At 72.5% G+C, this 20,267-nt stretch carries 17 protein-coding genes and 1 riboswitch; of the genes, 5 read left to right on the top strand and 12 right to left on the bottom strand.

Going from position 1 to position 20,267, the window contains the following annotated elements; genetic code table 11:
* The 7 genes from cobI to ABZ887_RS08045 are packed head-to-tail and all read right to left on the bottom strand — an operon-like array spanning position 1 to position 11,055.
* Positions 1 to 747 carry a precorrin-2 C(20)-methyltransferase gene (gene cobI, locus ABZ887_RS08015; RefSeq protein ID WP_361284342.1) on the bottom strand — a complete coding sequence of 249 codons (747 nt, stop codon included), beginning with the start codon at positions 745 to 747 and terminating at the stop codon, positions 1 to 3.
* Entirely contained in the window at positions 732 to 2,246 is a 1,515-nt protein-coding gene (locus tag ABZ887_RS08020; protein ID WP_361284345.1) for a cobyrinate a,c-diamide synthase, read from the bottom strand. Before ABZ887_RS08020 ends, cobI begins: the two co-directional genes overlap by 16 nt.
* Positions 2,246 to 2,845 carry a cob(I)yrinic acid a,c-diamide adenosyltransferase gene (cobO, locus tag ABZ887_RS08025; protein ID WP_361284349.1) on the bottom strand — a complete coding sequence of 200 codons (600 nt, stop codon included), beginning with the start codon at positions 2,843 to 2,845 and terminating at the stop codon, positions 2,246 to 2,248. Before cobO ends, ABZ887_RS08020 begins: the two co-directional genes overlap by 1 nt.
* Positions 2,845 to 4,851: a putative cobaltochelatase gene (locus tag ABZ887_RS08030; protein WP_361284352.1), complete on the bottom strand. Its 2,007-nt coding sequence runs from the start codon at positions 4,849 to 4,851 to the stop codon at positions 2,845 to 2,847. The genes cobO and ABZ887_RS08030 overlap by 1 nt, the downstream gene beginning before the upstream one ends.
* Positions 4,848 to 8,516: a cobaltochelatase subunit CobN gene (gene cobN, locus ABZ887_RS08035; protein ID WP_361284355.1), complete on the bottom strand. Its 3,669-nt coding sequence runs from the start codon at positions 8,514 to 8,516 to the stop codon at positions 4,848 to 4,850. The genes ABZ887_RS08030 and cobN overlap by 4 nt, the downstream gene beginning before the upstream one ends.
* Complete coding sequence (locus ABZ887_RS08040; RefSeq protein WP_361284358.1) at positions 8,513 to 10,024, bottom strand: cobyric acid synthase; 1,512 nt, start codon at positions 10,022 to 10,024, stop codon at positions 8,513 to 8,515. The genes cobN and ABZ887_RS08040 overlap by 4 nt, the downstream gene beginning before the upstream one ends.
* Positions 10,021 to 11,055 carry a cobalamin biosynthesis protein gene (locus tag ABZ887_RS08045; RefSeq protein ID WP_361284361.1) on the bottom strand — a complete coding sequence of 345 codons (1,035 nt, stop codon included), beginning with the start codon at positions 11,053 to 11,055 and terminating at the stop codon, positions 10,021 to 10,023. The genes ABZ887_RS08040 and ABZ887_RS08045 overlap by 4 nt, the downstream gene beginning before the upstream one ends.
* Positions 11,056 to 11,155: 100 nt before the next feature.
* A riboswitch (cobalamin riboswitch) is annotated at positions 11,156 to 11,296 on the bottom strand.
* Between the two features lie 176 nt (positions 11,297 to 11,472).
* On the opposite strand from ABZ887_RS08045, the gene ABZ887_RS08050 reads away from it, so the two are divergent.
* Both ABZ887_RS08050 and ABZ887_RS08055 read left to right on the top strand, forming a co-directional pair.
* Positions 11,473 to 11,730, top strand: a complete 258-nt coding sequence (locus ABZ887_RS08050) for a DUF397 domain-containing protein (RefSeq protein WP_361284364.1) — start codon at positions 11,473 to 11,475, stop codon at positions 11,728 to 11,730.
* Between the two features lie 31 nt (positions 11,731 to 11,761).
* Positions 11,762 to 12,070: a hypothetical protein gene (locus ABZ887_RS08055; RefSeq protein WP_361284367.1), complete on the top strand. Its 309-nt coding sequence runs from the start codon at positions 11,762 to 11,764 to the stop codon at positions 12,068 to 12,070.
* On the opposite strand, the gene ABZ887_RS08060 is transcribed toward ABZ887_RS08055, so the two are convergent.
* The 5 genes from ABZ887_RS08060 to ABZ887_RS08080 all read right to left on the bottom strand — a co-directional run bounded on the left by ABZ887_RS08060 (position 12,003) and on the right by ABZ887_RS08080 (position 16,283).
* Entirely contained in the window at positions 12,003 to 12,497 is a 495-nt protein-coding gene (locus ABZ887_RS08060) for a hypothetical protein (protein WP_361284370.1), read from the bottom strand. The two genes, ABZ887_RS08055 and ABZ887_RS08060, sit on opposite strands and share 68 nt — an antisense overlap.
* Before the next feature lie 41 nt (positions 12,498 to 12,538).
* The gene (locus tag ABZ887_RS08065; protein ID WP_361284373.1) at positions 12,539 to 13,396 is read right to left on the bottom strand and encodes a helix-turn-helix transcriptional regulator; all 858 of its coding nucleotides are present in this window, start codon (positions 13,394 to 13,396) and stop codon (positions 12,539 to 12,541) included.
* A gap of 459 nt (positions 13,397 to 13,855) precedes the next feature.
* On the bottom strand, positions 13,856 to 14,083 hold the full coding sequence (locus ABZ887_RS08070; RefSeq protein ID WP_361284376.1) for a hypothetical protein: 228 nt from the start codon (positions 14,081 to 14,083) through the stop codon (positions 13,856 to 13,858).
* 19 nt (positions 14,084 to 14,102) lie between these two features.
* On the bottom strand, positions 14,103 to 15,353 hold the full coding sequence (locus ABZ887_RS08075; protein ID WP_361284379.1) for an inorganic phosphate transporter: 1,251 nt from the start codon (positions 15,351 to 15,353) through the stop codon (positions 14,103 to 14,105).
* A 174-nt stretch (positions 15,354 to 15,527) separates the two neighbouring features.
* Positions 15,528 to 16,283 carry a lysozyme gene (locus ABZ887_RS08080; RefSeq protein WP_361284382.1) on the bottom strand — a complete coding sequence of 252 codons (756 nt, stop codon included), beginning with the start codon at positions 16,281 to 16,283 and terminating at the stop codon, positions 15,528 to 15,530.
* Positions 16,284 to 16,479: 196 nt separating this feature from the next.
* Between ABZ887_RS08080 and ABZ887_RS08085 the strand changes: the two genes are divergently transcribed.
* The 3 genes from ABZ887_RS08085 to ABZ887_RS08095 all read left to right on the top strand — a co-directional run bounded on the left by ABZ887_RS08085 (position 16,480) and on the right by ABZ887_RS08095 (position 20,258).
* On the top strand, positions 16,480 to 17,214 hold the full coding sequence (locus tag ABZ887_RS08085) for a class II aldolase/adducin family protein (RefSeq protein WP_361284385.1): 735 nt from the start codon (positions 16,480 to 16,482) through the stop codon (positions 17,212 to 17,214).
* Between the two features lie 120 nt (positions 17,215 to 17,334).
* Positions 17,335 to 18,462, top strand: coding sequence for an alpha/beta fold hydrolase (locus ABZ887_RS08090; protein WP_361284388.1), 1,128 nt, complete (start codon positions 17,335 to 17,337; stop codon positions 18,460 to 18,462).
* A gap of 413 nt (positions 18,463 to 18,875) precedes the next feature.
* Positions 18,876 to 20,258, top strand: coding sequence for a hypothetical protein (locus tag ABZ887_RS08095; protein WP_361284391.1), 1,383 nt, complete (start codon positions 18,876 to 18,878; stop codon positions 20,256 to 20,258).
* Positions 20,259 to 20,267: the final 9 nt, after the last annotated feature.

The following is a 20,267-nucleotide window of genomic DNA, read 5'->3' on the forward strand; positions in this document are numbered from 1 at the left end:
TCACAGCTTCCCGCCTCTGCCGCCGTCCCGGCGCGGGGGCGCGATGAGCGTGGAGAGGTACGGCAGCGGGGAGCCGTCCAGCTCGGCGGCGGGCCGGACGGACTCCTCCGCCAGCCCCAGCGCCGACCCCCACACGGCATCCTCGATCCGCCCGGTCTCCCGCAGTGCTGCCAGGACTTCCCCGGCCTGCCGCCCGAACTTGTACGCCACGACCGTCCCCGGCCCGCCCAGCGCGTCCTTGAGCACCTCGGCGCCCGCCGTCACCGGGACCAGCGTCAGCGGCTCGGTCCCCTCGGTGAGCACGGCCCCGGAGCGGGCGGCCAGGTCCTGCATGGCGGTGATCCCGGGCACGGTCTCCACCACCACGTCCGGCACCAGCCCGGCGATGGTCTGCGCGAGATACGTGAACGTCGAATAGATATTCGGATCCCCGATGGTGGCAAAGGCGACGGCCCCGTGCTCCCGGAGCAACTCGGCCACTCTGGCCCCCGCCGCGTCCCAGGCGGCCTCCCGCCGCCCCCGGTCACTGCGCTCGTTCAGCGCGAAGACGACCCGTACGACCTTCTCCGCGCCGACGTAGTGCAGCACGGTGGCCTCGGCCCGCCCCCGCTCCCCGCTGTCCATGACAGGCACCACGACGACATCGGCCGCGCGCAGAGCATTGACCCCCTTCACGGTCACCAGCTCCGGGTCACCGGGCCCCACACCGACTCCGATCAACCTGCTGCTGCTCATGACGTCCGGCACCTCTCCACGAACCTTCGGGCCACACCGGGCTCGGACGCCCAGTGCGTGTGCAGATAACTGGCGTGCACACCCCGCTGTACAAAACCTTCGACACGCGGCCGGGGCGTACGCACACCCCACGCGGCAGCCGTCCCCGCCGCCGGCTCCACCACGGTCCGGTGGAACTCGTGCCCGCGCATCCGCGTCCCGGCGACGGCCAGCACACTGTCACTCACGGCAACGGCATCCCGGTACCCCAAGGTGAGCCGCTCCGACATCCGCGCGGTCAGGTCGAGCACCCCGCACATGGGCAGCCCGTCCAGCTCCCGGCCCAGATACAGCAGCCCGGCACACTCGGCGGCGACGGGAGCACCGCGCTCCGCGAGGGCGGCGACGTCCTTCCGCAGCGCCTCGTTGGCCGCCAACTCACCCCCGTACACCTCGGGAAACCCACCCCCGATGACCAACCCGCGCGTCCCGTCAGGCAGTTGCTCATCCCGAAGCGGATCGAACACGACAACTTCGGCCCCGGCAGCGGCAAGCAACTCGGCATGCTCGGCGTAGGAGAAGGTGAACGCGGCCCCACCGGCAACAGCGACACGCACCCTCTCCAGCCCGACCGACACCCCCTCCACTCCGGCCTGCACCTCCTCCAGCCCGGCCCGCACCCCCTCCAGCCCGTCCGGCGTTTGAGGACGAGGCCCTTCGGGCCGATGCGGGGGTCCGGGGGCGGCAGCCCCTGGTGATGGGACGGGTAGGGGCGGCGGGGGCGAGGAAGCCAGCGCCTCAGCCGCATCCCACGCCGCCGCCCCCGGCACCGCCCCGGCCCCCCGCGCCAGCCCCATCAGCGCCTCCAGATCACACCCGGAGGAAACCTGCGCGGCCATCGCCGCCACCGCGGCAACCGCCTCCCCCCGCCGCTCCGCCACCGGCACCAACCCCAGATGCCGCGACGGCGTATCCACCTGAGCCACCCGCCGCAGCACCCCGAACACCGGCACCCCGGCAGCCTCCAGCGCCTCCCGCAGCAACTCCTCGTGCCGGTCCGACCCCACCTTGTTGAGGATCACGCCCCCGACCCGCACCTCCGGATCCCACGACGCGAACCCGTGCACCAGCGCCGCCACCGACCGCGACTGCGACGACGCGTCCACGACCAGCACCACCGGCGCCCGCAACAGCTTCGCGACATGAGCGGTTGACGCCAGCTCCCCCTCCCCCGCGGCCCCGTCGTACAGCCCCATCACGCCCTCGACGACGGCCAGGTCGCAGCCCCGTGCACCGTGCGCGAACAGCGGACCGACCAGTTCCGGCCCGCACAGGTACGCGTCGAGGTTCCGCCCCACCCGCCCGGTAGCGAGCGCGTGGTACCCGGGGTCGATGTAGTCCGGCCCGACCTTGTGCGGGGACACGGCGAGCCCCCGCGCGGCGAACGCGGCCATCAGCCCCGTGGCGACGGTGGTCTTGCCGCTGCCGGACGACGGCGCGGCGACGACCAGCCGGGGCACGGACGAGGACATCACCACTCGATGCCCCTCTGCCCCTTCTGCCCCGCGTCCATCGGGTGCTTGACCTTGGACATGTCGGTGACGAGGTCGGCGAACTCGACGAGCTTCTCGGGCGCGTTCCGCCCGGTGATCACGACATGCTGGGTCCCGGGCCGGTTCCGCAGCACGTCGACGACCTCGTCCGTGTCGACCCACCCCCAGTGCATCGGGTACGCGAACTCGTCCAGCACGTACAGCCGGTACGTCTCGGCGGCGAGGTCCCGTTTGACCTGCTCCCAGCCCTCCCTGGCCTTCTCCTCGTTGTCCATCTGTGCGTCACGCTGGACCCAGGACCAGCCCTCGCCCATCTTGTGCCAGTCGACGGAGCCGCCCTCGCCGGAGGCGCCCAGCACCCGCAGCGCGTTCTCCTCGCCGACCTTCCACTTCGCCGACTTGACGAACTGGAACACCCCGATGGGCCACCCCTGGTTCCAGGCCCGCAGTGCGAGCCCGAACGCGGCGGTGGACTTGCCCTTCCCGATGCCCGTGTGCACCACGACGAGCGGCCGGTTGCGCCGCTGCCGGGTCGTCAGACCGTCGTCGGGCACGACACTCGGCTGTCCCTGCGGCATTACGCGGCCCTCCTCGAACGACCCTGAACGTTCTGAACGTCCCTCACCAGCCCGGCGATCGAGTCCGCGCGCAGTTCGTCGAGCGTCACCGCCGTACCGCACAGCTCACCCGCCAGCTGTCCGGCGAGCCCCAGCCGCACCGGCCCCGACTCGCAGTCCACGACCACGGAGGCGACCCCCTCGGCCGCGAACAGCCGGGCCGCCCGCCCGGCGAGCGCGACGGGCTCGGGGCCGCCGGTGGCCCGCCCGTCCGTCACGACCACGACCAGCGCCCGCCGCGCCGGATCCCGCAACCGCTCCACCCGCAGCACGTCATGGGCCTTGAGCAGTCCGGCCGCGAGCGGCGTACGCCCACCGGTCGGCAGCGACTCCAGCCGAGCCGCCGCCGCGTCCACCGACGAGGTCGGCGGCAGCGCCAGATCGGCCGTCGACCCCCGGAAGGTCACCAGCCCCACCTTGTCCCGCCGCTGGTACGCGTCGAGCAGCAGCGACAGCACGGCCCCCTTCACGGCACTCATCCGCTGCCGGGCCGCCATCGACCCGGACGCGTCGACCACGAACATCACGAGGTTTCCCTCGCGCCCCTCCCGGGTCGCCTGCCGCAGATCGTCCCGCCGGACCACGAGCCCCGGCCCGGACCGCCCGCGCGCCCGCTGATGCGGGGCGGCGGCCTGCACGGTCGCGGCCAGGTGCAGCTTGGTCAGGGCACCCCGCGGCCGGCGCGCACCCGTCGTACGGCCGTGCTCGGTCCGCGCCCGGGACCGCCGCCCGGCGGCACCCTCCCCGATGCCCGGCACGCTCAGCGCCTTGGTGCGAAAGGGCTCGGACGCCCGCGCCGGAGCCTGCTCGCCCGAAGCACCGCCGGAGGTCTGCGGTTCACCGTCGTCCCCCGCCTCGGGCCGGGCACCCGCGTCCCCGCCTTCCGGGCCGCCGTCGTCGGGTGCCGGCTGCCCGCCGCCCCCACCGGGACCGTCAGGATCGGGATCATCGTCCCCGGAGAACTCCTCCAGGGTCTGGTCCAGCTTGTCCTCGTCGAGTCCCGGCGCGTCGAAGGGATTGCGGCGCCTGCGGTGCGGCAGCGCGAGCAGCGCCGCCTGGCGCACGTCCTCCGCCAGCACCTCGGTCCGCCCCGCCCACGCGGCCAGCGCCGTCGCCGTCCGCGCCATCACGATGTCGGCGCGCATCCCGTCGACCTCGAACGCCGCGCAGGTCGCCGCGATCTGCCGCAGCGCCCCGTCGCCCAGCCGCACCGACGGCAGCAACTCCCGTGCCGCCACGATCCGTTGCCGGACTGCGGCCTCCTCGTCGGCCCAACGCGCCGCGAAACCGGCCGGGTCGTCGTCGTAGGCGAGCCGCCGCCGGACGACCTCCACCCGCTGGTCGGGTTCGCGGGAGGCGGCCACCTCCACCGTCAGGCCGAACCGGTCGAGCAACTGCGGTCGCAGTTCGCCCTCTTCGGGGTTCATGGTGCCGACGAGCAGGAACTTCGCGGCGTGCCGCACCGAGACACCCTCGCGCTCCACGTACGACGCGCCCATCGCGGCCGCGTCCAGCAGCAGGTCGACCAGGTGGTCGTGGAGGAGGTTGACCTCGTCGACGTACAGGATGCCCCGGTGAGCGTCGGCCAGCAGGCCCGGCTCGAAGGCCTTCACGCCCTCCGCCAGGGCACGTTCGATGTCCAGCGCGCCCACGAGCCGGTCCTCGGAGGCACCGACCGGCAGTTCGACCATCCGGGACGGGCGGGACTCGAAGGCGCCGGGCGGGTTGTGCGGGCCGTCCGGGCAGGCCGGGTCCGGGGCGGCCGGGTCGCAGGAGAAACGGCAGCCGGCGACGACGTCCACGGCCGGCAGCAGCGCCGAAAGGGCGCGTACCGCCGTGGACTTGGCGGTGCCCTTCTCGCCGCGCACCAGCACCCCGCCGACCGCCGGCGAGACGGCGTTCAGCAGCAGCGCGAGCCGCAGGTCGTCCTGGCCGACGACGGCCGTGAACGGGAACGGGGTACTCACTGGTCGTCGCCCTCCGAGTTGCCTTCCAGGTCGCCTTCGAGCTCCAGGTAGGTGGCGCGCAGCCGCTCCAGGGTGTCCGCGTCCGGCTCGGCCCACAGGCCCCGGTCGGCGGCCTCCAGGAGCCGTTCGGTGATCCCGCGCAGCGCCCACGGGTTGGACTTCTTCATGAAGTCCCGGTTCTCCGCGTCGAAGACGTACTCCGCGCTGAGCTTCTCGTACATCCAGTCGTCCACGACTCCGGCGGTGGCGTCGTAGCCGAAGAGGTAGTCGACGGTCGCCGCCATCTCGAAGGCGCCCTTGTAGCCGTGCCGGCGCATGGCCGCCATCCAGCGGGGGTTCACCACCCGGGCCCGGAAGACGCGGTGCGTCTCCTCGCCGAGGGTCCGGGTCCTCACCTGGTCGGGGGTGGCCGAATCACCCACGTACGCCTCGGGGTTGGTGCCGGTCAGGTGGCGCACCATGGCGACCATGCCGCCGTGGTACTGGAAGTAGTCGTCGGCGTCCACGAGGTCGTGCTCGCGGGTGTCCACGTTCTTCGCGGCGACGGCGATCCGCCGGAACGCCGTCTCCATGTCCCCGCGCGCCGCCCGCCCGTCGAGCCCGCGCCCGTAGGCGTAACCGCCCCACACCGCGTACACCTCGGCCAGGTCGGCGTCGGAGCGCCAGTTGCGGGCGTCGATCAGCGGCAGCAGCCCGGCGCCGTAGGCCCCCGGCTTGGACCCGAAGATCCGGGCCGTCGCGCGCCGCCGGTCACCGTGCCCGGCGGTGTCCTCGTCGGCGTGGGCCCGCACGTAGTTGGACTCCGCCGGCTCGTCCAGCTCTGCGACCGTGCGCACCGCATCGTCGATCAGCCCGACCACGTGCGGGAACGCGTCCCGGAAGAAGCCGGAGATCCGGACCGTGACGTCGATGCGCGGCCGGCCCAGCTCGCCGAGCGGGATCACCTCGAAGCCGGTCACCCGCCGGGACGCCTCGTCCCAGACCGGGCGGCAGCCAAGCAGCGCCAGGATCTCGGCGATGTCGTCGCCCTGGGTGCGCATCGCGGAGGTGCCCCACACCGTCAGGCCGACGGACTTCGGGTACTCGCCGGTGTCGCTCAGATACCGCTGCACGAGCGAGTCCGCCAGCGACTGGCCGACCTCCCAACTAAGGCGGGAGGGAATGGCCTTGGGGTCGACCGAGTAGAAGTTCCGGCCGGTCGGCAGGACGTTGACCAGGCCGCGCGTCGGCGACCCGGACGGACCCGCCGGAACGTAACCGCCGTCCAGGGCCTTGAGGATGTGCCCGATCTCGTCCGTGGTCCGGGCGAGGCGCGGTACGACCTCGTCGCACGCGAACTCCACCACCGCTACGGCGTCCGGGAGTTCGGTGCCGAGGACCTCGCGCACCAGCGTGCGGCTCTCGGCGGCGGCCCAGTCCCGCTGCTCCATGCCCTCCGCGACCCGGCGGCACAGCTGCTCCAGCAGGTCGATCGCGTCGGCCGCGGTACGCGCCGGGCCCTCCACGAGATCCGTCAGCTCGACCGGCACCTTCACCGGCGTGCCCGGCTCGGCCAGCAACTCCTTCTCCACCAGCCCGAAATGGGCCGCGAGGCAGGCCCTGAGCCCCGGCAGCGCGTTGGCCTGCCCGCCCCAGACCTGGGACGCGCGCAGCACGGCCAGCACCAGGTTCACCCGCGGCTCGCCGACCGGCCCGCCGCCGAGAATGTGCAGGCCGTCGCGGATCTGCACGTCCTTGATCTCGCACAGGTAGCCGTCGATGTGCATGACGAACGAGTCGAAGTCGTCGTCCTCCGGCTGCTCGTCCACATGCAGGTCGTGGTGGAGCTCGGCCGCCTTCACCAGCGTCCAGATCTGGGCGCGGACGGCCGGCGCCTTCGTCGGGTCCAGGTCCGACACCAGCGCGTACTCGTCGAGCAGCTGCTCCAGCTTGGCCAGATCGCCGTAGGTGTCGGCACGGGCCATCGGCGGCACCAGGTGGTCGACCACGGTGGCGTGCCCGCGCCGCTTGGCCTGGGTGCCCTCACCGGGGTCGTTGACGATGAACGGGTAGATCAGCGGCAGTTCGCCGAGGACCGCGTCCGGCGCACAGCCGGCGCTCAGCCCGAGCCCCTTGCCGGGCAGCCACTCCATCGTGCCGTGCTTGCCCATGTGCACGATCGCGTCGGCGCCGAAACTGTTCTCCAGCCACCGGTAGGCGGCCATGTAGTGGTGCGACGGCGGCATGTCCGGGTCGTGGTAGATGGCGATCGGGTTCTCGCCGAAACCACGCGGCGGCTGGATCATCACCACGACGTTCCCGAACCGGAGGGAGGCCAGCACGATGTCGTCGCCGTCGACGTACAGCGAGCCCGGCGGCTCGCCCCACGCCTCGGTCATCGCGTCCCGGAGCTCCGGGGCGAGCTTCTCGAACCAGGCCCGGTAGTCGGCGAGCGGCACCCGCGCGGGCGCGGCGGCCAGCTGCTCCTCGGTGAGCCATTCGACGTCGTGGCCACCGGCGTTGATGAGCCGGTGGATCAACTCGTCGCCGTTGTCCGGGTGTCCTTCGACCACGTACCCGGCGTCCCGCAGCGCGTCCAGCACGCCCACCGCCGACGCGGGGGTGTCGAGCCCCACCGCGTTGCCGACCCGGGAGTGCTTGGTCGGGTATGCGGTGAAGACCAGCGCGACCTTCTTCTCCGCGTTCGGCTTGTGCCGCAGCCGCGCGTGCCGTACGGCGATCCCGGCGACGCGTCCGGCCCGCTCGGGGTCGGCGACGTACACCGGGACGTCGTCGGGTCCCTGTTCCTTGAAGGAGAACGGGACCGTGATCAGCCGTCCGTCGAACTCCGGGATCGCGACCTGCATCGCCGCGTCCATGGGGGAGAGGGCGGCGTCGGAGTCGTCCCAGGCCTGCCGGGAGGAGGTCAGGCAGAGGCCCTGCAGCACCGGTACGTCGAGGTCGGCGAGCGCCCCGATGTCCCAGGCCTCCTCGTCGCCGCCGGCCGAGGCCTGCGAGGCGTGCGTGCCGCCGGCCGCCAGGACGGTCGTGACCAGCGTGTCGGCCCCGGCGAGGAGCTCGTACAGCCCGGGGTCCGCGCCGCGCAGCGAACCGCAGTACACCGGAAGGGCGTTGGCGCCGCGCGCCTCGACCGCGTCGCACAGGGTGTCCACGAAGCCCGTGTTGCCGCTCAGTTCATGGGCCCGGTAGAAGAGCACCCCGACGGTCGGCCGGCCGCTCTCCCGGGTACGGGAGCCGTGGACGCCGTACTCGGGCATCTTCTGCGGCTCGACGAACCCCTCACCGGTCAGCAGCACGGTGTCGGAGAGGAACCGGGCCAGCTCGGTGAGGTTGCCGGGGCCGCCCTCGACGAGGTACCTGAGGGCCTCGGCGACCACGCCCGCCGGCACCGACGACTCGGCCATCAGCTCGGCGTCCGGCACCGTCTCGCCGCCGAGCAGCACGGTCGGGATGCCGGCGGCCTTCAGCGCGGCGAGCCCGTCCTCCCAGGCCCGCCTGCCGCCGAGCAGCCGTACGACGGCGATGTCCGCGCCCGCGAGGAGCGCGGGCAGCTCCTCGGTGACGTCGACGCGCGTCGGATTGCCGATCCGGTAGTCGGCACCGGAGGCGGCCCGGGCCGCCAGCAGATCGGTGTCGGCGGTCGACAACAACAACACAGTGCTCATGCGGGCGCTCCCGGTGGAATGAAAGGCAGTCCTTGCGGCGCGCCCGACTCGATGAGCCGCCAGAGCGCGTCCGTGTCCGCGTGCTGTTCGATCAGGTCGCCGAGCCGGTCGAGCTGCTCCTCGCGCAGCGCGGCGAACGAGGTGTCGGGGGCCGGCACGAACCGGCGGCCCGCGGCGGCCGCCACCTCGCGCAGGAAGGCCCGCCGGAAACCGTCCGACTCCAGGGAGCCGTGCCAGTGCGTGCCCCAGGTCTGCCCGACCCGGCAGCCGTCGAAGAAGGGCTCCCCGCCGGTCACCTCACCGACCCCGTGATGGATCTCGTACCCCTCGACCCGCTCGCCGAGGGCCTCCCCGACGGGCCGGGTGAGGGTCTTCTCCCGGGCGAACCGGACGCGCACGGGCAGTACCCCGAGCCCGTCGACGGCCCCCTTGCGGCTCTCGACCTCGTCCTCGATGTGCTCGCCGAGGATCTGGAAGCCACCGCAGATGCCGAGCACGGGCCGCTGTTCGGCGGCCCGGCGCCGCAGCGCGTCCGCGAGCCCCCGCTCGTGCAGCCACTCCAGGGCCCGGACCGTCCCCCGGGTCCCCGGGATCACGACCAGGTCGGCGTCGGCCAGCTCCTCCGGCCGGTCCACGAACCGCACCACGACGCCGGGTTCGGCGGCCAGCGCGTCCACGTCCGTGAAGTTGGACATCAGCGGGATCGCACAGACGGCGACCCGGAGCACGTCCGCCCCGACGGGCGGGGCCGTGTTCGACTCCCGGACGGTCCCGCGCAGGGACACCCGCAGTCCGTCCTCCTCGTCGATCCCGAGCCCGTGCCGGAAGGGGAGGACGCCGTAGGTGTGCCGCCCGGTGAGCCCGTGCAGCATGTCCAGGCCCGGCTCCAGCAGGGACACGTCCCCCCGGAACTTGTTGACGAGGAACCCGGCGACGAGGGCCTGGTCCTCCGGCGACAACAGCGCCACGGTCCCGAAGAAGGAGGCGAACACGCCCCCGCGGTCGATGTCCCCGACCACGAGCACGGGCAGCCCGGCGTTCCGGGCGATCCCCATGTTCACGATGTCGGTCCGGCGCAGGTTGATCTCCGCCGGACTGCCCGCCCCCTCACAGATCACCGCGTCATACGTGCCCCGCAACTCGGCGAGACAGTCGAGCACGGTCCCGAGCAGCCGCTGCTGCCGTCCACCGTGGTACCCGCGTGCGCTGAGCTCACCGACCGGCTTGCCGAGCAGCACGACCTGACTGCTCTGTTCGCCACCGGGCTTGAGCAGCACGGGGTTCATGAGCGCGGTCGGCTCCACCCGGCAGGCCTGCGCCTGCATGGCCTGCGCCCGCCCGATCTCGGCACCTTCGCGCGTGACAAAGGAGTTGAGGGACATGTTCTGCGCCTTGAACGGCGCGACCTTCACCCCCTGCCGCACCAGCCACCGGCAGATACCGGCGGTGACGACGCTCTTCCCGGCGTCGGAGGTGGTACCGGCGACGAGGAGGCCTCCGTTGTTCATGAGGAACCCCCGGGCCGCTGCACGGCCGACCGCGACCGCTGAGCATGGTCGACCCGCGACCGCTGTGCCTGGTCGACCCGCGACCGCTGTGGCCGGTCGATCCGCCCCCGCAGCAAGGCAGTCGCCGCACTCACCCCCAACGCCAGCCACCCCACCCGTCGTGAGAGCCGCACGGCCCGCTCGATGTCCCCGGTCTCCACGCTCCGCCCCTCCCCGTTCAGCACCGGCCGGTGCTCGACCCGCCCGCCATACGACAACGTCCCCCCGAGCCGCACCCCCAACGCCCCGGCGAACGAAGCCTCCACGGGCCCGGCGTTGGGACTCGGATGCTTCACCGCATCGGCCCGCCAGGCCCGTACCGCTCCGGTGGTGTCACTTCCGGCCACGGCGGCCAGCACGGCGGTGAGCCGCGCCCCCGGCCAGCCCGCCACGTCGTCCAGCCGCGCCGAAGCCCATCCGTACCTCCGGTACCGGGCCGACCTGTGCCCGACCATGGCGTCCAGGGTGTTGACGGCCCGGAACCCCACCAGCCCGGGCACGCCCCCCACCGCCCCCCACACCAGCGCCCCGACGACCGCGTCGCTCGTGTTCTCGGCGACGGACTCCACGACCGCCCGCGCGATCCCGTCGGCGTCCAGGGCCTGCGGATCCCGTCCGCACAGATGCGGCAGCCGGGCACGGGCCGCCTCGACGTCCCCCGCCTCCAGGGCACGCCCGATGACGCGGGCCTCGCGGGCGAGCGAAGTGCCCCCGACGACGGCCCAGGTGGCGGCCGCGGTCAGCGCGACGGACGCGGCGGTGGACGGTCGTACGACCCGCTGGGCCACGGCGCCCAGCGCCACGGCGCCGCCGGCGCACACGGCGGTGTGCAGCGCGCCCCACCCGCGGTGGTCCCGCCACAGCACCCGCTCCACGGCCCCGGCCGCCCGCCCGAACACGGCGACCGGATGCCCCCGGCGCGGGTCGCCGAGCAGCAGGTCACCGAGAAGGCCGGCGGCGGCGCCGTACGCGAAGACGCGATCGGCACCCATCGGCTCAGCCGGCCGCTGGGTCGGGGACGGGCCGGTTACTGAACCTCGGTCGGCAGCCGCGCATGGCGATATGTCCTCACTCAGGGTGTCCGCGCCCTGGTTCGACGAGACCGGCGGTGGGAGTTCCTGGCTCCCGGGGATTGCTACCCCGGTGACAGTGGCGGGACCGCGCCGGATTCACACCGGCTTCCTCCCTTGCCGCCGTACTTGGCTCGGGCAGTCCACCACGCGTCCGAACGGCAGTCAACTTGCCGTTGACCTGCGGAGCTGCGGTGTGCTGAGGTCCACACCGCTGATGTGTCGTCAGGCGGCCGAATAGGCGGTTTCTGGGCTCTTTCCCGGCCAGGAACCTGGGAACACTTGAGGGGAACGGGCGTGCGTGTACGCGCCGACCGGCGGTCTCGGACCGTCGGCTGGATGACGGTGTCCATGACCGTGTGGTTGCCAGTGGAGCTGGAGGAGGTGGGCGTGGTCGGCAGGGAGCTGTCGGGGCGGGCGTGGCGCAGAAGCAGCCATTCGAGCGGCCAGAACGAGTGCGTGGAAGTGGCCCCGGGGAGTGACCGCGTGCGGGTCCGCGACTCGAAGTGGCGTCAAGACGCTGTGCTCGTCTTTCGTCACGCGGCGTGGTGTGGTTTTCTGGCGGAGCTTGTGGACCCGCAGACGCGCGGCGGCTGAGTCACCGCGCGGGGGGACGGGAGGTACACGCATGGGAGACCGAGCCAAGGAATCTGCCGCTGCCCGGCTGGGTGATCGCGGTGTCCGCGGGGCGTGGCCGGCAACGGCCCTTCCGCTGGCGCTCTACTGCTCGGTGACGGGAATCCTCGCCGTCGGCGTGGGCGCGCTGGCGGCACTGCTGGTGCCGGATGGCGCGGCCCGCGGCCTGGTGTGGCTGGTGGTGACGGTCCTGGTGGCCGTGGGCGCCGGTCTGTGGTGGGGGCTGACCCCCGTCAGTGACCGGCTCCAGGTTCTGAACCGCCTTCTGGCGGCCGGTCAGACGCGGCAGCGGCACCGCTGACGGGAGCGGCCGGGGCATCGGCGGAACGCCTGCTCAGCGTCCTGCCGAGCCCCGCACCCAGTGCCGTGAGGATCGCCGCGCTGACCGCGCCGACGACCGCCGTGCCCAGGGGCGTCAGGGAGCCGAGCGGGACGCTGGGTGCGACCCGCGCGGCCACTGTGATGCTGAGCAGCAGGACGCTGCCGCACGCCGTGCCGAGCAGGAGCCGGGCCGACAGCAGCCGGATCTCTCCGGCCACTCTGGCGTTCTCCACCTGGATGAGCGCCTCCGCCCACTCCTGCCGTTGCATGGCGTAGGCCTTCAGGGCGGTGTCGTCGAGATGGTGCGCGCCGCTGTCCGAGGCGGCGGCCGGCGGATCACCGGACGCACCCGCCCCGGTCGACCCGCGCAACCGCTCCCACCAGGCCCGTATTCCGAAGACGGCCATCGGCCCTCCCCCGTCTCACGCCGGGCCGTAGTAGCCCGGATTCAGCCGTTGTCCAGACTCTCCCTGACCGTGTCGAGCAGCTCGATCATCCGGTCACCTTCGTACGCGATGGCGCTGATCTCTTCGAAGCACTCCTGGTAGCGGGCCGAGAGGTCCAGGTCGTCGCGGCTGGACAGACCGCCCGCGGGACCCTCCAGGTAGAGCAGATCGTCGTCGTCCTTGAATCCCAACAGGATGAAAGCCGTGCTGACACTGAAATGCGCGCCGGCGGAGAACGGCAACACCCGGACGGTCGTCCGGGGGTGGTCCGCCAGCGTTTTGATGTGGTCCAGCTGCCGTCGCATCACCGCGGGACCGCCGACCTCCCGTCGCAGTGCCGCTTCGTCCAGTACGACGTCCACCTCGGGGCCGTGGTCGCCGTCGAAGAACCGCTCCTGACGGGTGATGCGCAGATCCACCTGCGCCCCCACATCTGCTTGCTGCGCGGTGGCGGACTGCAGTGCTGTGGCGTAGTCCGCGGTCTGGAACAGACCGGGCAGGATGACGGGGTTGTACATGCGGATTGTGTCCGCCGCCCCCTCGTAGCCCAGGTACAGCGCGTATGCGGGGGAGACCACCTGGCTGTACTGAGCCCACCACGACAGCCCTTTTGAGCCACGGGCGGCCTCCTCCAGTTCCGCCACCAGGTCCGGCTCCGCGACCTCGTACAACTGGAGCAGCGCCCGGAGGTCGGTGACGCCGAGGCTGACTGTTCCCGCCTCGATCCGGATGAGTTTGGACAGTGACCATTCCAGACGTTTCACGGCGTCCCGCTGCGTCAGTCCGGCTTGCTCCCGGGCTTTGCGCAGCTCGATTCGCAGCCTGCGGCGATTCAGGCTCGGATCGATGTCTCTGGCCATGGTGCTCCCTGCCACATGTCGTCGCTGACTTGTCGGGCCGCCACCGTCGAACTGTAACTACCCATTAGAGTAGGTTAGTTCGACCGTCGCGGCCAGCGCTGGTCAGTATGACATGTGTCTTTTCAGGTGAGGTCGCAATGCGAGCCCGAATGCGGATAAAACCCCCGAAAGTGCCGCACTCGTACACGGAGGAGTGGTAGGAAAGTGGTTCGTGTGATGCGGCGAAGGTGGTGGGATCTCCGGCCACGGTCCGTATTCAGCGAAAAATTTCCACACGAATCCTGTGACTCCGGGCGTAGTGGGCGTCATGCGTCCCTGCTGCCACTCGTGTGGTCGATCGCGGCGGGTTGACGCCCGCCGACGACCCCGCGGGTACCGGTACTGCACTGCGCCGCGGTTCCGTCGGCATTGACCGACGGAACCGCGGCGCGGGCGGTAGGGCTTTTGGGTGGTGGGACCTCAGGCCTTCGCCACGATCAGGTGGATGCCCCAGGCCACGGCGGCCGTGCAGCCGGCGAAGCAGAGGTAGGCGGCGGTCACGGCCAGGGTCGCGGAGTTGCCCTGGGCGGTGGCGCGTTCGCGGGCGGAGAGGCCCTTGATGCCGAGGGTGAAGAGGGCCACCAGGCCCACCGTGGCCACGAGGCTGACGCCGAAGACGGAGCCGATGGCTGCCCAGTCGATGTTCATGTCGCTTCTTCCTCGGGGGTCAGACGGTGGCGGCCGGGTCGGTCGCGGGAGCGGCCGGGGCGGGGGAAGGGGAGGGGATCGTGGCGGTCAGGTCCTCCGCGACCGTGCCCGCGGGGGGCGGGGTCACGGCGGCGATCGCCGTGGTCACCACGCCGGCCGGCTCCGTGGCGCCGGTGTCGTTGACGTTGACGCTGTCCACGACCTCGCGGCGGGAGAGCTTCCAGATCGTGGCGCTGGCGGCCACGAGGAAGACGGCGACGACCGCCGTGCCCCAGTCGCCGAGGTCCGTCACGGACTCGGCGAGGGCGCCGACCAGCGCGGCGGCCGGGAGCGTGAGCACCCAGGCGACCATCATGCGGGTCGCGGTGGACCAGCGGACCGTGCCGCCCTTGCGGCCGAGACCCGCGCCCATCACCGAACCGGAGACGACGTGCGTGGTGGAGAGGGAGAAGCCGAGGTGCGAGGAGGCCAGGATCGCGGTGGCCGCGCTGGTCTGGGCGGCGAAGCCCTGCTGCGGCTGAAGGTCGGTCAGGCCCTTGCCCATGGTGCGGATGATCCGCCAGCCGCCGATGTAGGTGCCGAGCGCGATCGCGAGGCCGGCGGAGAGGATGACCCAGGTGGGAGGGTTGGAGCCGGGGGCGATGGAGCCGCCCGCGATCAGCGCGAGGGTGATGATGCCCATCGTCTTCTGCGCGTCGTTGGTGCCGTGCGCGAGCGAGACCAGTCCGGCGGAGGCGATCTGGCCGGCGCGGAAGCCCTTGCGGGTGGCGTTGTCGTCGGCGTTCTTGCCGATCGCGTAGGACAGGCGGGTGGCGAGCGTCGCCGCGAGGCCCGCGACCAGGGGGGCGGCGACCGCCGGGAGCAGGACCTTGGTGACGAGCACGTCGCCGTGGACCGCGCCGAAGCCGGCGGACGCGACGGTGGCGCCGACCAGACCGCCCATGAGGGCGTGCGAGGAACTGGAGGGCAGGCCCACCAGCCAGGTCACGAGGTTCCAGAGGATGGCGCCGACGAGCGCGGCGAAGATGACCTCGGGACGAATGCCGTTCTCGTCGACGAGACCCTTGGAGATCGTGTTGGCGACCTCCACCGAGAGGAAGGCGCCCACCAGGTTGAGCGCGGCGGACATGGTCACTGCGATCTTGGGCTTGAGCGCGCCGGTCGAGATGGTCGTGGCCATCGCGTTGGCGGTGTCGTGGAAACCGTTCGTGAAATCAAACGCGAGTGCGGTGACCACCACAATCGCGAGGATCAGCGAGAAGTTTTCCATTTACCCAGGCAATCTTTCGAGGTCATTGGCTGTTGGACCGTAGGCAACCTGGATGAACGGAAGGTGAACTGAGGCAGTCTTGGCGGTGTATGGAACCGAGTTGAGGGTGCCCGGGAGCCGGGCGGACCGGGGCCGCCGTCCCGTTGCCGGTCCGGCGGCCCAGTCCCCGCTTGGCTAGAGGCCCATGGCGAACGACTTCAGCCGGCCCGCCGACCCGTTGAAGAGATTCTGGTCACCCGGCAGGCTGCCGCTGTTGTCGTACTGCCAGAAGGTCCAGGACGACCATCCGGCCGGCAGTGTCCCGGCGTCCGCCGAGCCGTGGCGGGCGATCCACAGCGGGTGGTCGGCGAAGGCGCTGCTGCCGCCGGTGCAGAGGTTCCACCAGTTGGTGGTCGTGTAGATCACCGGCCGCCGGCCGGTCTCCCGCTGCAGCTCGTCGCTGAAGGACCTGATCCACCTGACCATCCTGGAGTGGCTCAGCCCGTAGCACCTGTGCTTCCTGTCGTACGGGTTGTACTCGACGTCGAGCGCGGGCGGCAGGGTCCAGCCGTCCGCCGTCCAGGTGCCGCCGTGGCTCACGAAGTACGCGGCCTGCTGGGCGCCCGACGACTTGTCCGGCAGGGCGAAGTGGTACGCGCCGCGCACGATCCCCGCCTTGCGTGAACCGTTGTACTGCTGGCCGAAGTACGGGTTGCGGTAGGTGGTGGACTCGGTCGCCTTGATGTAGACGAACCTGGCGCCTTTCGCCTTGGCGCTCGGCCAGTCGACGCTCTTCTGGTGCGAGGAGACGTCGTGTCCCTTCGGCAGGCTCGCCGCGGACGCCGGTGTCCCGGCGAGCGCGGCCGCGGGCCCCGCGAGGGCGAGCGCCGCCATGGACGCCGCCAGGACGCGGACGCGGTGGCGGGACGGCGGAATGCGGTCACGGGCCATGTTTCCCCCCGGAATGGCAACGTGTACGGAAAATCGTCCAGAGATTATTGGAAGATCGGCGTATCCTCGGCGATCTTCGGCCAAGCCGGGAAATGGAACGCTTTGGGATGATTTGCGCTCTACTGGATTCGGGACGTCCGGTCTAAAGTGCCCTGCCGTGCGGGGCGGTTGGGGCGCCGCCTGACAGGATCGGGCCATGGCTGAGCAGCAGCGGGACGAGCGTGACGGACGGGGTGGACGGGCCGGCGCACAGCGTGTGTCGGAGCCGCGAAGGCGGGATGTACGCGCGGAGGAGGCGATTGCCTGGCGCGAACTCGTCGCAACGGCCCGCCGCACGGTGTCCGACGGGCTGGTCGTCGGCACCTCCGGCAACGTCTCGGTCCGCGTCGGCGACACCGTGCTGGTCACACCGTCGGGCGTGCCGTACGACAGCCTCGGCCCGGACGACGTGACGGGCGTGGACCTCGCCGGCCGCCAGGTCCTCGGCACCCTGGTCCCGACCAGCGAACTGCCGATGCATCTCGCGATCTACGGCAGCACCGGCGCCGGAGCGGTCGTCCACACCCACGCCGTCCACGCCACCGCCGTCTCGACGCTCGTCCCCGAGCTGCCGGCGATCCACTACATGTCCGCGGCCCTCGGCGGCGCCGTCCGGGTTGCCCCGTATGCGACGTACGGCACCGACGAGTTGGCCGAGAACATGCTCCGCGCCCTGACCGACCGCTCCGGCTGCCTCCTCCAGAACCACGGCACGATCACCCACGGCACCACCCTCACCCAGGCCTACGACCGCACCGCCCAGCTGGAGTGGATGTGCCGCCTGTGGCTCACGGCGTCCTCGGTGCCCGGCCTGACCCCGAGCCTGCTGTCCCCGGAACAGATCACGGAGGTCGGCGAGCGGCTGCGGGGGTACGGGCAGCGACGGCACTGAGCCCGCCCGGACCGCCCTCGACCCTTCGCCGCCCTTCTCCGCCCTTCGCCGTCCTTCTTCGCCGCGACGGCCCCTTCCGCTCCACTGGCCGCCGTCGGTGTCCGACCCGACACTGGACAGGTGCGCCCAGTCAAAGTCACGGCCGCTGCCGTCGGTGCCGTCCTAGCCGCCGGTGCGGCCGGCGTGGCCGCGGGGCGGTACGCGAGTGACGCCGCGCTGAAGGCACCGCCCGGCCGGCCCCTGCCCACCGAACCCCGGCTCACCGTGCACGGCACCGCGGCCGGCCGCATCACCCTCACCCGTGACCTCGCCTCGCTGCGCCCCGGCACCTACGGCCTGGCCGGCGACGGCTCGCACGCGGTCGTCGGAGCCGTCCTGGCGGCCGCCGCGGACACCGCCGACACCGTCGTACGGCGGCTGGAGCGGGTGACCCACGGCACCTTCGAGACCGGCGACAGGGCCTGGCTCACCGCCAACATCCACATCGGCAACCCGGGCACCGCCCTCGGCCTGGAGTACGCCGACGTCGACCTGCCCGGCGAACTCGGCCCGCTGCCCGCCTGGTTCGTGCCCGGCCACCGGGACACCTGGGTGATCGCGGTGCACGGCCTCGGCACCACCCGCGAGCACCCCATGAACGTCATGGCGTTCCTGCACGCCCGGCGCCTGCCGGTCCTCGCCCTCGCCTACCGCGGCGACCTCGGCGCCCCACGCTCCCCGGACGGCCTGAACCACCTCGGCGAGAGCGAGTGGCGCGACCTGGACGCGGCGATCCGCTACGCCGTCCGCTACGGCGCCCGCCGGGTCGTCCTGCACGGCTGGTCCACCGGCGCCACCATGGCGCTGCGCGCCGCCGCCCACTCGGCACTGCGCGAACGCGTCTCCGGCCTCGTCCTGGACTCCCCGGTGCTCAGCTGGGAGGCCACCCTGCGCGCCCTCGCCCAGGCCCGGCACACCCCCGAGCCCCTGCTGCCGCTCGCGGTGCGCGCCGCCCAGGGCCGTGTCGGCCTGCACGCCGACCACGTCGGCGACCCCGTCGACCCGGAACACCTCACCGTGCCCACCCTGATCGTGCACGGCCCGGACGACACGGTGGCCCCCTGGGTGTACTCCCGCCGGCTCGCTGAGCGGCGCCCCGACCGGGTGGCCCTGCACACCGTCCCGGACGCCCCGCACGGCGCGATGTGGAACGCCGACCCGGAGGAGTACGAGGAACGACTGCGCCGGTTCCTCACGCCGCTGATGTGATCCGCCCCGCCGCTGATGCCATGTGCCCCCGATGCCATGTGCCCCCGATGCCATGCGCCCCGGCGCGTGCGCTCCCTGATGAACGCCCCTTCGTCCGGTGGCGCCCCCGATGTGATTCTTCCCGCACCCGCCGGTCCTTCCCCTCGGCGTCCCCGGCCCCTGTCCGTCCCAAGCCGGAAACCCTGATTCCGGCCGGTTCCGAAGGTTCCGTTTAAGGCCGTACCACTGGCCTGAACATGTCTCCTCGCCTCCCCTCGCACCCCGTGCGTTGGCCAGCCCCGTCGCCCGCCGTGACATTCCGTTTGGGTTTTCGGACCGTCAACCGGAAGACTGCACCCGTGACGTCCCGTATCCCGCGCGACTCAAGGCTTCGACTCGTCCGAACGCGACCCCTGGCCGCCGCCCCCCGAGCGATGAACCAGCGGCCCGCGCGCCGCCCCGCACCCCGCCCGCCCGAGGGCACCCCGGCCCCCGCCGAGCTGGCCAGAATGGCACGGTTCGGCCTCGCCGGCGCGGCCCGCGTCGCCCACTGGGCCGACGCCGCCCTCGGGCCCGGCAGCGACGGCGCCACCGCCGACGGCAAGGCCACCCTCTCCGACGCGTCCGCCGAACGCGCGTCCGAGGACCTGGGCCTGACCGCCGCTCAGGTCCGCGCCGACTGGGACACCGCCCGCCTCGCCGGTCTGGTCGAGGTGCACGGCGACAGCGCACGCCCCGGCTGGCGCCTGCGCGCCTGGGACCGCGACGACAGCGCCGTGCTGCGCGGCTGGGTCGCCCTCTTCGACGCCTGGTCGCTCGCGCACCCGGAGCCCGCGGAGTTCGAGGCCGCCGCCGTCGCCGAGGTCGTCTCGGCCATGCCCCAGGTGCTCTCCTTCCTCCAGCTGTCCGCCGGTCCCGTCCCGGTCGAGCAGCTCCTGGACCTGCTGGGGCAGCGGGTCACCGAACTGCGCACCGAGCGCTGCGAGGTCCCCTACGACCCGGAGACCGGCACCGCGGGGCCGCTCGCCGCCGTGCGCTCCGCCGACGCCGACCCGGCGGACCACGCCCCGGCCGAGGACCCGGCCCCCGCCGACGAGGCCGAGCTCGCCCCGCTCCTCGACTGGTCCCTGCACGCCCTCGCCTCCGTCGGCGCGCTGACCTACGGCGACGACCAGGCCACCCTCACCCCGCTGGGCAGCTGGGCGGTCTGGGTCAAGCTGGAGCAGATCTGCGTCGCCGCGCAGAGCCCCGCCGGGAACATCGAGGTCGCCGCCGAGGAGATGCTGCGCGGCTGCGCCCAGCTCCGGCCCAACGCGGCCCGCGCCGAGTACCGCGCCTGGCTCGCCGCCCGCCCCGTCGGCGGCGCCGTCACCGAACTCGTGGACGCCGCCCGCGGCGAGGACGCCCTGCTGCGCGGCCTCGCCTTCGAGGCGCTGCGCGTCGTCGGCGCCCCTGCCGAACCGGACGTCCGCGCGGTCGTCGACGAGCCGACCCTGCGGCCGTACGCCCTGCTGTGGCTGGCCGAGCACGACGGGGTCGACCCCGAGGACGCCCACGAGGTGCTCACCAGGGAAGAGGCGACCTGGCTCTGGGTGGACACGGCCGCCGCGGTCGCCGACCACGGTGAGGCGCCGCTGCTGGTCCGCCACCTCGAGTCGGCACTGCAGCCCACCGTCCCCGTGCTGCTCGACGAGGTGCGCGCGGTCGGCCACCCGCGCACCGTGCAGGTCCTGGTCGCGCTGGCCGCCGCCCACCCCGACCCGGCGCTGGCCAAGGCCGTCCGCAGAGCCGCCTTCCAGGTGCACACCGGCGGCTGAAGGCAGGGG

The sequence above is a fragment of the Streptomyces sp. NPDC047061 genome, assembly GCF_040643955.1.
Lineage (GTDB): Bacteria > Actinomycetota > Actinomycetes > Streptomycetales > Streptomycetaceae > Streptomyces.

Bases quoted from the DNA above. Each gene is read 5' to 3' on its own strand.
- ABZ887_RS08095 (WP_361284391.1), top strand. From the start codon at position 18,876: ATGAACCAGCGGCCCGCGCGCCGCCCCGCACCCCGCCCGCCCGAGGGC.
- ABZ887_RS08045 (WP_361284361.1), bottom strand. From the start codon at position 11,055: ATGGGTGCCGATCGCGTCTTCGCGTACGGCGCCGCCGCCGGCCTTCTC.
- ABZ887_RS08085 (WP_361284385.1), top strand. From the start codon at position 16,480: ATGGCTGAGCAGCAGCGGGACGAGCGTGACGGACGGGGTGGACGGGCC.
- cobN (WP_361284355.1), bottom strand. From the start codon at position 8,516: ATGAGCACTGTGTTGTTGTTGTCGACCGCCGACACCGATCTGCTGGCG.
- ABZ887_RS08080 (WP_361284382.1), bottom strand. From the start codon at position 16,283: ATGGCCCGTGACCGCATTCCGCCGTCCCGCCACCGCGTCCGCGTCCTG.
- ABZ887_RS08020 (WP_361284345.1), bottom strand. From the start codon at position 2,246: ATGTCCTCGTCCGTGCCCCGGCTGGTCGTCGCCGCGCCGTCGTCCGGC.
- ABZ887_RS08050 (WP_361284364.1), top strand. From the start codon at position 11,473: ATGACGGTGTCCATGACCGTGTGGTTGCCAGTGGAGCTGGAGGAGGTG.
- ABZ887_RS08040 (WP_361284358.1), bottom strand. From the start codon at position 10,024: ATGAACAACGGAGGCCTCCTCGTCGCCGGTACCACCTCCGACGCCGGG.
- ABZ887_RS08060 (WP_361284370.1), bottom strand. From the start codon at position 12,497: ATGGCCGTCTTCGGAATACGGGCCTGGTGGGAGCGGTTGCGCGGGTCG.
- cobO (WP_361284349.1), bottom strand. From the start codon at position 2,845: ATGCCGCAGGGACAGCCGAGTGTCGTGCCCGACGACGGTCTGACGACC.
- ABZ887_RS08070 (WP_361284376.1), bottom strand. From the start codon at position 14,083: ATGAACATCGACTGGGCAGCCATCGGCTCCGTCTTCGGCGTCAGCCTC.
- ABZ887_RS08055 (WP_361284367.1), top strand. From the start codon at position 11,762: ATGGGAGACCGAGCCAAGGAATCTGCCGCTGCCCGGCTGGGTGATCGC.
- ABZ887_RS08065 (WP_361284373.1), bottom strand. From the start codon at position 13,396: ATGGCCAGAGACATCGATCCGAGCCTGAATCGCCGCAGGCTGCGAATC.
- ABZ887_RS08075 (WP_361284379.1), bottom strand. From the start codon at position 15,353: ATGGAAAACTTCTCGCTGATCCTCGCGATTGTGGTGGTCACCGCACTC.